This is a genomic window from Pseudomonas sp. URMO17WK12:I12 (assembly GCF_000514395.1).
Lineage (GTDB): Bacteria > Pseudomonadota > Gammaproteobacteria > Pseudomonadales > Pseudomonadaceae > Aquipseudomonas > Aquipseudomonas mucoides.
In genome coordinates, this window is record NZ_AZVV01000008.1 from 270,932 (window position 1) to 283,497 (window position 12,566).

At 59.0% G+C, this 12,566-nt stretch carries 10 protein-coding genes and 2 pseudogenes; 2 read left to right on the forward strand and 10 right to left on the reverse strand.

Features of this window, described 5'->3' with window-relative positions; all coding sequences use genetic code 11:
- Positions 1-8 precede the first annotated feature (8 nt).
- The 7 genes and pseudogenes from glgA to D882_RS1000000133530 all read right to left on the reverse strand — a co-directional run.
- Entirely contained in the window at positions 9-1,595 is a 1,587-nt protein-coding gene (gene glgA, locus D882_RS0112025) for a glycogen synthase GlgA (RefSeq protein WP_027923475.1), read from the reverse strand.
- 567 nt (positions 1,596-2,162) lie between these two features.
- Positions 2,163-3,116 carry a D-2-hydroxyacid dehydrogenase family protein gene (locus D882_RS0112030; RefSeq protein WP_027923476.1) on the reverse strand — a complete coding sequence of 318 codons (954 nt, stop codon included), beginning with the start codon at positions 3,114-3,116 and terminating at the stop codon, positions 2,163-2,165.
- 13 nt (positions 3,117-3,129) lie between these two features.
- A complete protein-coding gene (locus D882_RS0112035; protein ID WP_027923477.1) occupies positions 3,130-4,155 on the reverse strand; it encodes an alpha/beta fold hydrolase in 1,026 nt (341 codons plus the stop codon).
- Positions 4,156-4,240: 85 nt separating this feature from the next.
- Positions 4,241-4,675: a YqaA family protein gene (locus tag D882_RS0112040; RefSeq protein WP_027923478.1), complete on the reverse strand. Its 435-nt coding sequence runs from the start codon at positions 4,673-4,675 to the stop codon at positions 4,241-4,243.
- Positions 4,675-5,121 (reverse strand): DUF411 domain-containing protein, encoded by a 447-nt coding sequence (locus D882_RS0112045; RefSeq protein ID WP_027923479.1) that lies wholly within the window; start codon positions 5,119-5,121, stop codon positions 4,675-4,677. Before D882_RS0112045 ends, D882_RS0112040 begins: the two co-directional genes overlap by 1 nt.
- 232 nt (positions 5,122-5,353) lie before the next feature.
- Positions 5,354-5,881 (reverse strand): annotated as a pseudogene (locus D882_RS1000000133525) (methyl-accepting chemotaxis protein); the annotation flags it as partial.
- A 333-nt stretch (positions 5,882-6,214) separates the two neighbouring features.
- Positions 6,215-7,396: pseudogene (locus tag D882_RS1000000133530) on the reverse strand (cache and HAMP domain-containing protein); the annotation flags it as partial.
- A gap of 330 nt (positions 7,397-7,726) precedes the next feature.
- On the opposite strand from D882_RS1000000133530, the gene D882_RS0112055 reads away from it, so the two are divergent.
- On the forward strand, positions 7,727-8,257 hold the full coding sequence (locus D882_RS0112055; protein WP_027923481.1) for a hypothetical protein: 531 nt from the start codon (positions 7,727-7,729) through the stop codon (positions 8,255-8,257).
- Positions 8,258-8,301: 44 nt separating this feature from the next.
- Here D882_RS0112055 and D882_RS0112060 read toward each other — a convergent pair whose 3' ends face one another.
- Positions 8,302-9,297, reverse strand: coding sequence for an aldo/keto reductase (locus tag D882_RS0112060; protein ID WP_027923482.1), 996 nt, complete (start codon positions 9,295-9,297; stop codon positions 8,302-8,304).
- A gap of 118 nt (positions 9,298-9,415) precedes the next feature.
- Here D882_RS0112060 and D882_RS0112065 point away from each other — a divergent pair, with 118 nt between their 5' ends.
- On the forward strand, positions 9,416-10,342 hold the full coding sequence (locus D882_RS0112065; protein ID WP_027923483.1) for a LysR family transcriptional regulator: 927 nt from the start codon (positions 9,416-9,418) through the stop codon (positions 10,340-10,342).
- Here D882_RS0112065 and D882_RS0112070 read toward each other — a convergent pair.
- Together D882_RS0112070 and D882_RS0112075 are read right to left on the reverse strand one after the other, a co-directional pair.
- Positions 10,331-11,266: a GNAT family N-acetyltransferase gene (locus D882_RS0112070; protein ID WP_027923484.1), complete on the reverse strand. Its 936-nt coding sequence runs from the start codon at positions 11,264-11,266 to the stop codon at positions 10,331-10,333. The genes D882_RS0112065 and D882_RS0112070 overlap by 12 nt on opposite strands.
- Positions 11,266-12,555, reverse strand: a complete 1,290-nt coding sequence (locus D882_RS0112075; protein WP_027923485.1) for an AMP-binding protein — start codon at positions 12,553-12,555, stop codon at positions 11,266-11,268. Before D882_RS0112075 ends, D882_RS0112070 begins: the two co-directional genes overlap by 1 nt.
- Positions 12,556-12,566: the final 11 nt, after the last annotated feature.

Sequence of the window (12,566 nt, forward strand, 5' to 3'; positions counted from 1 at the left end):
AAAACCTCTTACTGTCGGCCTGATTTACCCAAGGCCTTGGCCACAAGTTGTTCGTAGAGTTCGGCGTAGGGTTCCACTGCCTTGCACCAGTTGAACGGCGCAGCCATGGCCCGGCACCGCATGGCATGCAGCAGGTCGGGGAAGGCGAACACCTTGAACGCACGGCTCAGGGCTTCCTGATAACTCTCGACGGTGGATTCATCGAAGAGGAAGCCGGTCACGCCATTTTCAATGGTGTCAGCCAGGCCGCCGGTGTTGCGCGCGACCGGCAACGAGCCGAAGCGCTGGGCGTACATCTGGCTCAGGCCGCAGGGTTCGTAGCGCGAAGGCATCAGCAGGAAATCGCTGCCGGCGAACATGCGTCGGGCATCGGTCTCGTTGAAGCCAATGCGCACGCCGATCTGTCCTGGAAAACGCAGGGCCAGTTCACGCATCGCTTGTTCTTCTTCCGGTTCGCCACGGCCGATGATTGCAATCTGCCCGCCGGATTTAACGATGTACTCGGAGACCGCTTCGGTCAGGTCCAGGCCTTTTTGATAGACCAGGCGCGAAACCACGGCAAACAGCGGACCTTCGGAATCGGCCAGGCCGAACAATTCGCGTACGTGCGCGGCGTTCACCGCTTTGCCGTCCCAATCACCAATGCTGAACGGGCGGAACAGGTGCGAATCCGTGGCCGCGTCCCAGCTTTCATCAATACCGTTGGGAATACCGCTGAGCAGGCCTTGCTGGGTCTTGGCAGCGAGAAAACCGTCCAGACCACAGCCGAAGGCCGGTGTGGTGATTTCCTGGGCGTAGGTGGCGCTGACGGTGGTGATGTGGCTCGAGTAGGCCATGCCGGCCTTGAGGAACGACATCTTGCCGTAGAACTCCATACCCTCCTGTTGCAGGGCGTGCGCGGGAATTCCCAGTTCAGGGCAGGAGCCGAGGCTGGTGACGCCTTGATAGGCCAGGTTATGAATGGTGAACAACGTTGGGGTGCGCTGCCCACGCCAGTGCATGTAGGCCGGCGCCAGGCCAGCAGGCCAGTCATGGGCGTGCACCAGATCCGGGCACCAATGAATTTGTGCGAGATTGGCGGCGATATCGGCGGCGGCGAGGCCCAGGCGGGCGAAGCGAATGTGGTTGTCTGGCCAGTCGCGGCCATTGTTGGCGCCGTAGGGCGAACCTTCACGCTCGTAGAGTTCGGGGCAGATCAACACGTAGATGACCAGACCGTCCGGCATGTCCATGCGTCCGATCTTGCAGGGCGGCAGTGCGGCGTGCCCACCCAGTTCCCCAATGATGTGGATCGGGTTTTCGCTGTGCAGCACTTGCGGGTAACCGGGAATCAGCACCCGCACATCGTGCAACTGCGCCATGGCCCGTGGCAGGGCGGCGGAGACGTCGCCCAGGCCGCCGGTCTTGACCAGGTCGGCAATTTCGGAGGTGACGAACAACACTTTCTTTCTATTTGGATTCTGACTGGCAGCCGGTGCCAGCGTCTTGGTTCCCGGGACGCTGATGGGGTGCGCGCTCGGTGCATTGACGGCGCTCGATTCGCCGACCTGCTGATGAGCACGCTCTCCCTGAATATCTAAAGCCGCACTAATCATATGAATCTCCCGTGGTGTTGATCTAAAGCTTAGGTCTGGCACAAACGGTGTGGCCAATTCCTGTGGCCGGGCGCAAACGCGCACGCATCGTGGCAAATGCTGCCCAATGCGGTGAAGCAGATGGGTTGGAGGGGCCGTTGCAAGGAATGCACCAGTCGCGTTAGCCCTACCTTTAACCTGACCCCTGGCCAGGACTGAAAGTTTCGAGTTTTTTACAACCAGATGACCGACCGGTTTTACCTCGCGAAATTGAGTCTAGGCCAGATCCTAGAGCGGGGCGGGTCATCTGGTGAAATTGTTCGACAATCAGTTTCAAGAGGGTAAAAGAACCGCGCGCGCAGGGGGGAACGCACCGACGAAGGGCAGGTTTATTTTTGGGAGTGGGTCAAAATGGGACTGGTGAGTCACGAAAATGGGCGAATTGGGAGGGGGTGGTGCACTGTTGCGGTGCGTTTGGTTCGGGTTGATGGGGGTATTTGATGGCCTCATCGCGAGCAGGCTCACGCCTACAGGGGTATGCGGTCCCTTGTAGGCGTGAGCCTGCTCGCGAAGAACGAAATCGCGGTATCAGGTGAACAACCGAATGGGTTTACCCGCCGACCACGCTTGAATGTCTTCGATCATCTGCGAAAAGAACAGCTGGTAGTTCTGCCGGCTCACATACCCCACATGCGGCGTCGCCAGCACATTTTCCAGCGTCCTGAACGGATGATGTTCAGGCAGAGGCTCCACTTCAAACACATCCAGCGCCGCACCGGCCAGGCGATTCTTCTGCAACGCCTTGATCAGCGCTGCCTCATCCACAATCGGTCCACGGGCGGTATTGACCAGCAGTGCCGTGGGTTTCATCCAGTCCAGCGCCTGGGCGTCGACCAGGCCACGGCTGCGGTCGCTGAGCACCAGATGCACCGACAGCACGTCGGCCTGCTCGAACAGTTCCTGCTTGCTGACATAGGTCACGCCGACTTCGGCAGCCGCCTCGCTGGTCAGGTTCTCGCTCCAGGCTATCACCCGCATGCCGAACACTTGCCCGAACTGGGCGACGCGCTTGCCGATGCTGCCGAGCCCGAGGATGGCCAGGGTTTTGCCGTGCAAGTCACCGCCCAGGCCCTGCTGCCAAAAACCCGCGCGCAAGGCGTTGGCTTCGGCCACGAGGTTGCGGGTCGCTGCCATGATCAGCGCCCAGGTCAGTTCCGGTGCAGCATGTTTGTAGCTGTCGGTGCCGCAGACCTGAATCCCCAATGCAGCGGCTGCTTTGAAGTCCAGCGCCGCATTGCGCATACCGCCAGTCACCAGCAGCTTGAGTTTTGGCAACCGACGCAGCAGGTCCTCATCGAACCGGGTGCGTTCGCGCATCACGCAAATCACCTCGAAGGCACCCAGACGCTCGGCCAGGGTTTCGTTGTCGGCGGGGTAGTCATGGACGAAACTCACCTCGCCAACGCTGTCCAGCACCGACCAGTCCACCACGTCGCGTGCGACGTCCTGCCAGTCATCGATCACCGCAATCTGCACCGCCATCAGCCTTACCTCATCAATGAACGGGGTTGGTTTTGTTCAGCCAGTCGAGCAAGGCCTTGTGGAATTGCGCCGGTTCTTCCATTTGCGGCGCGTGGCCCATGCCGGGGAATTCAATCAGGGTCGACTGTGGAATCAGTTTTGCCACTTGTTTGCCCAGCACGTCGTAGTGACCGAGCTTCGCCTTGACCTCAGGTGTGGCGATGTCACTGCCGATGGCCGTGGTGTCGGAGGTCCCGATCAGCAACAGCGTCGGCATCTTCAGGTCTTTGAATTCGTAATACACCGGTTGAGTGAAGATCATGTCGTAGATCAGCGCCGAGTTCCACGCGACCTGCGTATGCCCCGGGCCTTTGTTCAGGCCGGCGAGCATGTCGACCCAACGATCGAATTCCGGCTTCCAGCGGCCACCGTAATAGGTGTTGCGCTCATAGGTGCGGATGCCGTCGGCGTTGAGTTTGAGCTCACGCGAGTACCATTGATCGACGGTGCGGTAGGGCACACCGAGGGCTTTCCAGTCTTCCAGGCCGATGGGATTGACCAACGCCAATTGCTCGACCTGCTCGGGGTATTGCAGCGCATAGCGGGTAGCGAGCATGCCTCCGGTGGAGTGGCCGAGAAGGCTGGCTTTCTGGATGCCAAGGGCTTTGAGCAGTTGCTGGGTGTTGGTTGCCAGTTGCTGGAAACTGTACTGATAGTGCTCGGGTTTGCTCGAGGTGCAGAAACCGATCTGGTCCGGGGCGATGACCCGATAGCCCGCCTCGCTGAGGGCTTTGATCGAACTGTCCCAGGTCGCACCGCAAAAGTTCTTGCCATGCATCAGCACCACGCTGCGGCCATTGGCCTTGCCATGGGCGGCGACGTCCATGTAACCCATTTGCAAGGATTTGCCTTGGGACTCAAAGGCGAAATGCTTGACGGTGTAGGGGTAGTCGAAGCCCTGCAATTGAGGGCCGTATTCCGGCCCGTCGGCGTGGGCGACGAGGGGCAGTGCGGCGGTCAGCAGCAGGCTGGGCAGCCAGCGGGAGAGGGCGAGGGGCATGGGTGAACTCCAAAGAAAACCTGCCGATGCTGGATCGGCCTGATTAGGGCGACATTAAACACAGGCAATTGCCGCGCTCGATCGTTCAACCCATCCAGCCCAGCGTGGCCAGGGCCAGCACGCCATAACGGGCGGCCTTGGCCAGGGTCACCATCAGCAGAAATCGTCCCAAAGGTTCGCGCATGACGCCGGCCACCAGCGTCAGCGGGTCACCGATAATCGGCACCCAGCTCAGCAGCAGAGACCAATGGCCGTAGCGCTGATAGTGCTGTCGAGCCTGTTCCAGGTGACGAGGGCTGACCGGAAACCAGCGTCGGTCGCGAAACCGTTCGATACCGCGTCCCAACCACCAGTTCACCAACGAACCGAGTACGTTGCCCAACGTGGCGATCGCCAATAGCGACCAAAGCCAATACCGGTCGCTGAGCAACAACCCCACCAGCACCGCTTCGGACTGTAGCGGCAGCAGCGTCGCGGCACCGAACGCTGCGAGAAACAGCCCGAGGTACGCACCGGACATCAATGGGCGGGGTAGTCCGCCACCACCACATCACTGCCGTCCTTTTTCAGGCCGATCACTTGATAGGCATCGCTCATGCCATCCATTTCCATCCCGGGCGAACCCATGGGCATACCGGGTGCGGCAACGCCCAGCAGGTCGTCACGCTTGCTCAGCGCCACCACCTGGTCCGCCGGGACATGGCCTTCGACGAACTTGCCATTGATCAGCGCGGTATGGCACGACGCCAGACGCGGTGGCACACCGTGCTGCTGCTTGAATTCGCTCATGTTGGTTTCGACGTGGTCTTCAACCTTGAAACCGTTAGCTTCGAGGTGGCTGATCCATTTTTTGCAGCAGCCGCAATTGGCGTCGCGGTGCACTTCGATGGGGATCAGGTCGGCGGCTTGAGCCAGGGAGGATATAAAAAGGACGCTCAGGGCGGCCAGACGCAGAGGGGTTCGCATGGGAAGGTCTCGACTCGGTGGCGGTCAAAAAAAGAGGCATTTTGACCAGTTTAGCCACGGATGAGGGGCGAGATTGTTTCCAAGTAATGCAAAGACAATGCAGCCAATGCAAAACCCTGAGGGAGCGAGCTTGCTCGCGATGGCGGTGTGTCAGTCAACAATGATGCTGACTGGAGGGCCGCTATCGCGAGCAAGCTCGCTCCCACAGGTTTGCTCCAGGCTTTTCAGGTACTCAACGAACCTTGAACCGCCCCATGATCGAACTGACGCGCGCATTGGCGTCCACCAGTTGCCGGGTATTCAACTCGCTGGCCTGACCGCTTTTCACCAGTTCATCCACCATGTGCCGGATCTGCACCATGCTGCGGTTGATCTCTTCGGTCACCGCACTTTGCTGCGAGGCCGCGGTGGCGATCTGCGTGCTCAGGCCGTTGATGTGGCTGACGGAACCGGCCATTTCATCCAGGCCCGAGTTGACCCGCGCTGTCGCGTCGGCGGCGGACTGGCAACTGGCCTGGGTGTTTTCCATTGCGGCGACCGACGAACTGACGCCTTGGGTCAGGCGCGTGAGCATTTCATTGATTTCCGAGGTGCTGGCCTGGGTGCGGCCGGCGAGGGCACGGACTTCATCGGCGACCACCGCAAAGCCTCGGCCTTGTTCACCGGCCCGGGCCGCTTCGATGGCTGCGTTCAATGCAAGCAAGTTGGTTTGCCCGGCGATGGCACCAATCACCCCGAGAATCTCGGTGATGCGTTGCGCGTCCTGCTGCATGCTTTCGACTTTGTGGGTGGCACTCGCCACTTCCTCGATCAACGCAACTACGCTGCTCGACGCTTCGCCCACCACCACCCGCGAACGGTCGGCGTTTTCGTTGGCGCGCTTGGTGAAGGCCGCTGTCTCGGCGGCATTTTGTGCGACGCTTTCAGCGGTCGAACTCATCTCGGTAATGGCGGTGACGGTCTGATCGGTTTCCGAGGCATGGCGCACCAGAATCTGACTGGTGTGGGCCGAGGTGCGTTGCAGGTTGTCCAGGCTCGAGGCCATGGCGCCGGTGGCCTGGGTCACTTCGCCGATCATGTTCTGCAAGTAGACGATAAAGGCGTTGACCGAGTGGCCGATGGCGCCCAGTTCGTCTTCGGCGCGGATGGTGATGCGTTTGGTCAGGTCGGCGTCGCCGGCAGACAGCGCATCGATATTGGTCTTGAGGATTTTCAGGCGCTGGACCAGTTGGCGAATCGCGTAGATCTGCAACAGCGCCAGCAGAATGACCATCGGGATTTGCAACAGGCTCAGGGTGCTGAGCACGTCATCACGCTGGGCGGTGATCAGTTTGCTCGGCAGGGCGGTGGCGAGGAACCACGGTGAGCCTTCGATGGGGCGCATGAAGAAGGTGCTGTCTTCGCCGTTGTTGTCGAATTCGACGCGCTGCGATTGGTCACGGTTTTGCAGGCCGGCTTTCACTTGGCTGGCGAACGGTGAGTTGCCCGCCAGTTCACTGATGTTTTTCAGAACGATGGGGCCGCTGATGCGCGAACTGTTGCTGATGATCTTGCCGTCGGCTTCGACGATCAGCATCTCGGCGCCAAGGTCTTTTTCCTTTTGCGCGATCAAGTCATTGAAGAAGCCCAGCGTCACGTCGATGGTCGACACGCCGTACGCCACGCCATTTTTCTGAATGGCCATGGCGCAGTTGGTGCGCGGCTCGGCACTGGCGTCATCTTTATAGGCCGCCGCCCAGGCACATTGGCCACGTGGCGTTTGCATGCCGCCCTTGTACCAGGCCTGGTCGTAGTAGTTCGGTGCGGCGTCACTGTTCCAGAACGTATTGACCGCCAGTTTGCCCGAGGCGTCACGGTGCCAGAAGGTGCTGAATTTATTGCGCCCGGCTTCACGTTGGCCCGGCAACGGCCAGATCCCGCCGCCAAAGACTTTCAATTCACCGTACTGATCCACCAGGCCTGGCAATACCGTGTCAATGCCAGCGCTGTCGAGTAAGGGAATGGTTTGGGTGATGCTGCGCTGTTGTGCCTGAACCTTGTTCAGTTCGCCCTGGATTTGTCGGGCGACGTCGGCGATGCGGTTGAGGGCCACCTGTTCTTCGGTATGGCGCAGTTTAGGCGCGACCAACTGGCTGATTCCGACCACCGTCAGCGCGAACAGCAACAGGATAAACAGGACCAGAAACAGCGTGTAGCGAGCCTGGATCGAACGGAATGTGGGCATGGGACCGGTCCTTGTGTGCAGCATTTTTATTATTAGGTTTGGAGGGGGCATCGCTGCTTCATCGGGCTATCGGCTTGGGCAGGGATAGCTTTAGGCACGATCGTCCAGGAACGGGCATCAGCGGAAAGCGGTAGGTATCGAAACGGATACAAACAAACTAACCGAGACGTACAAATCGCTGGGTTAGTTGTCTAGACCCCTCCAGGAAAGTTCGTCTAGGGCAATAAAGCCGGGCACTTGCCAGTTTGTATCTGAAATGTACGGAAATTGTAAAAATGAGCAAATAGGGGTTGGAGTGGCCAGTTGCCAGACCCGATACTCGCCCGCTCCAAACCCACTCAAGAAGGATCTGAATATGGTCACGCAGTCGGAAGCTCAGTCATGACAATCGGCAATACTGGGGGATGGACGGCCAAGGCGGGTCTACTGGTGCAGAACACTGGCGGCGGCAAGCCCGTGACGCACAGCGCCAGGGTCAAGCAAATGCTCGCGCTGGTGGGCACCAATCCAAATGCGCTGAACGCGGCGAGGATGGATGAGCAGAAAATATTCAGGAACGTAAAAGGCTTCGACCCGGAAAATGTATCGTCCAAACAATTGGGCAATCTCAGTGCATTTTTACGGGGCAGAGGCCTGATCTCCGATATTACGTCGATGACCTTGATGAACGCCGGGGACAAATTTGACCGGTTCGGGGTACAGAATGATCCGGATGCGAAGTTCAATGCGCTGGAATACTTCGCCACGCAACTGGACACCATCCAGAACAACAGCATCAAGGGCGATAAATACGCGGTTGGCCTGATCCCGGAATACAAGACCGCCATCTACGTCCTGCAAAACCTGGCCACTTATGGCAAGGGCAATGGCACGACCGCTCCTACGGACAAGGGTGTCAGCTCCAAGGCGTGAAAGGTTGCCGGCCCGCTCAGGGTGGAGCGGGCCAGGCACTGTTGCTAGCGGTCCAGCAACTTCATGACTTCCTCGGGGTAACGCAAGCCTGCGGTGGCATTGGCGGGGAATATCGACTCCAGCGCTTTCAATTCATCTGCGCTGAGTTTGACCTCCAGTGCCGCAACGTTTTCCTCCAGGTATTTGCGCTGTTTGGTTCCAGGGATCGGGATCAGGTAGTCACCCTGCGCCAGCACCCAGGCCAACGCCAATTGGCCTGCTGTCACGCCTTTTTCTGCGGCCAATGCCTGTACTTGCTGTACCAGCAGCAAGTTCTTCGCAAAGTTTTCCCCTTGAAAACGTGGGCTGAAACGACGGTAATCATCCGCCGCAAAGTCATCCGGGCTTTTCAGTGCGCCCGTCAGAAAGCCTCGCCCCAATGGGCTGTAAGGCACAAACGCCACGCCCAGACGCTGACACGCCGCCAGGCAACCGTTCTCTTCCTGGTCACGGCTCCACAACGAATACTCACTTTGCAGCGCGCTGATGGGGTGAACCTTGTGCGCGCGTTCCAGGGTAGCGACCGACGCCTCGCTCAAGCCCAGGTAACGCACCTTGCCGGCCTTCACCAGTTCGGCCATGGCGCCGACGGTTTCTTCGATGGCCACCTGCGGATCGATCCGGTGCTGGTAATACAAGTCCAGGGTTTCAACGCCGAGACGCTTGAGTGTGCCGTCGATGGAGGCGCGAATGTAGTCCGGTCGGCCATTGACACCCCGTGCGGTGGGATTGGACGGGTCACGGACAATGCCGAACTTGCTCGCCAGAAATACCTGGTCGCGTTTGCCGGCAATGGCTTTGCCGATCAATTCTTCGTTGGTGTGAGGGCCGTACATGTCGGCGGTGTCGAGCAGGTTGATCCCGAGTTCGAGTGCGCGATGCAGGGTTGCAGTGGCCTCTTGGGTGTCTACGCCGGTGGTGTAGAAATCGGTCATGCCCATGCAGCCCAGGCCGATGGCGGAAACCTGCGGGCCGTTTTTGCCCAATTGACGTGTTTGCATGAAATCAACTCCCTGTGGTGTAAGCGCACAGTGTCGACCTCGACAGAAACAAGATAAACCGGCTAAAACTGCTATCACTGTTCGTCTTTTCTAAATAATCATCAGGAACGCCAGAGTAATGGACCGTTTCAACGCCATGCGCGTGTTTACCCGAATCGTCGAGCTGGGCGGGTTTGCCAAAGCAGCCGACAGCCTGCAATTGCCCCGAGCCTCGGTCACTGTATTGATCAAGCAGCTTGAAGCGCATCTGGGGGTCCAATTGCTGCAACGGACTACGCGCCAGATCAGCCTGACCCTCGACGGCGCGGCCTATTACCCCCGTTGTGTGCGGCTATTGGCGGACCTGGAAGAAACTGAAGCGGTGTTTTCCGCCGCTCGACACAATCCCAAAGGGTTGCTGCGGGTGGACATGCCGGCAGGAATTGGGCGCTTGATCGTGATTCCGGCATTGCCGGCGTTCACCCGACGTTATCCCTTGATCGAGCTGGAAATCGGTTTGAATGATCGCCCCATAGATCTGATCCGCGAAGGCGTCGATTGCGTGTTGCGTGGTGGCTGCGCGCTGGATGATTCATTGGTGGCGCGGCCATTGGTCATGCTGGATCAGGTCACCTGTGCCAGCCCTGACTACTTGCAACGCCATGGAATCCCTCAATGTCTGGCAGACCTGGAAGGGCACCGGATGGTGGAGTATTTCTCCGGCACGACCGGTAAGCGTTTTGGACTGGAATTCCAGGTTGATGACGAAGTGCAACTCATGGATTTGCCCAAACAGGTGGCAGTCAACAGCGCCGACGGTTACCTGGCGGCGTGTGAGGCGGGGTATGGGCTGATTCAGACCCCGTATTACCACGTTGCTCGCCAACTCGATGAAGGCCGATTGTGTGAAGTGCTCGGGAACGTGCCGCCACCGGTGATGCCGTTGACGGCGCTGTATCCGCCTCACCGCCAGTTGTCCCGGCGGGTGAGGGTGTTTGTCGATTGGCTGGTGGAGCTTTGCGCGCAGCCGGGCCTTAACGTTTACCGGAAGGGTTCAAGCGGCTGAACAGGTGTTGGCCTGTGCGCTGGCGTCGCGCTGCAAGTTATCGTGCAACTGTTGCATGTCAGGGCAATGCAGGGAGAGATGACGCGGCTGCGCCCCTCGGTGAAACAGCGCAAACCACCCGTTGCTGCGCAGGGCGGGCATCAATCCGCTGAAGGTGAAACCCAGCAGGGTCAAACGGTGCAGGTCCTCGGCAAAGTGGCGTGACAGCTCGATTTTGGCCGAGATGAGCCAATGGCTGGGCAACCTCCGGAGTTGGTCCAGCAATGCGTCGCTCAAACGCTGAATGACGACGACGTAGCGTTGGTGATTTTGCCTGATTTGCAACGGCATCGACGCTGGCGACAGCGTGGCCCGATAAGTCCCGAACACATCACACAAGCGTTGCATAAGCGTGCGACAACTTTCAGGCCACTGAACTTCGGGTAACGGACGTGTGTGCCCCTCGGCCAGATAACAGCCGAGCACCATGGTTTCCGGCAGCGGCCTGGTGAGCGGGGACGGCGCGTAGTCGGGAAGCAATCCCGTGCTGTGAAACCCGATGCTGTGGGCCATGCGTTGCGTGTGGGGATGGTGCGTGACTTGTTTGATCAAGACGTTCTTGACCTGTTGCGCCTGCGACTGCAACAACAATTCCCGACCCAGGTGTGTCGCGATACGCTGACCTCGCGCAGCGGGATGGACCACGCTCAGTGCCAGCTCGGGGATGTCCGACAGTGAGTCACGGCATAACGCGGCGTGCCCCAACACGCATTCGCCGTCGACCGCCAGCATCGAGAACCATTGGCCGCAGGCGTTGTGCTGACTGATCATGTTCGGCAGATAAACGTCCGGTCGAGGGTAATGATCCCCATAGATCTGGCGAAACAACTGACTTACGGCGCGTGCATCACCTGGCTGGAAGCGACGATAAACGAGGGTCGACATTACTGACGCTCCGTTGACGGCGAGTCATACGCGCGCACGTCCAGAACCCGCATCTGTTTGCCAGAGCGCGGGTGAAGGTTCAAATCGGTGGTTGCACAGGGCACCACGCGCAGTTCCATCAACCCTTGGCGATTCAGTTGCTCAATGCCGGGATAATGGGCGATCAGCGCTTCATGCAGCGCGCTGCAGATGGGGAGGGTGTCGGCGGATGGCATGGTGGGCACCCACTTCACCGTCACAAGGTCTATGACGCCCTCTTGCTCGATTACCAACTGCCATTGATCGCTGCCAGCGATGTGCTGCACGATCAACAGGATTTCATCGATCAGCAACGACAATGTCCCTACCCGAACCCGTTGACTGTGGGCACTGCGTCCCTTGAGCGCGAATTTGCGCATCGGCGTGGCGCTTGGCTCGCGCCAGCAAGCGCGGTCACCCACGGGATACCGCAGCAGGGGCATGAGCCGGCGCGTAAGGTTGGTGACCACCAGCAAACCGGTACGGTCACACTCTTCGATGACTTCGCCGGTGTGTTCGTCGACAATTTCCAGCAGTGTGTGGGGTTCAAACGTCCGATGCTCTCCCAAGGCACAGTCACGGCTACTGGCCCCTATCAGGCCGGCATCGACGCTGGCGTAGCCGGCGGAGGCGATGCGCGCATTGGGAAGCGCTGTCTTGAGCATGGCGATTTGCGCGGGGAACAGGCTTTCGCCGCCGTACAGCAATGTATCGACGCCGCACAACACCCGTTGATGCCGACTCAGGTAGGCGGCAAATCGCAACAACTGGGCTGGAACGCCGGCAAGCACGTTGATCCGATGCTGATCTACAGCATCAGCCAGCACGTCCAGGTCGACATTGCCCGTGAAGGGAAACTCGCAAATGGAGTGTGTGACGTGCGCCAGTGAGTCGTGGAAGAACACGAAGCTGGCGTAAAGATCACCGGAAAAAAACAGATTGGCGACCCGGTCGCCGTTCTTCAGTTGAGAGGAAATGCTGTGTGCAAATGTGGTTACCAATGTCCGCCATTCATTGGGGGTATAAACGCTAAGTTTGCCTTGACTGGTCGAGCCCCCGGTTTTAAATACCAGGCCATCGTCGATACGTCCTGTCAGCACGGCCCAGTTATTCAAGTCGTGACTGTCTGCCCAATACTCATCCACGTTTATTAATGGCAGCGCGTTCAAGGTAACTTCGCACATGGGCAAGTCTTGCAGATGATTGCGGTAAAAGTTCGAGTGTTGCCTTATGAAAGGCACGAGTTGTTCAAGCGAATACATGGAATTCACGGGGCTCTCTT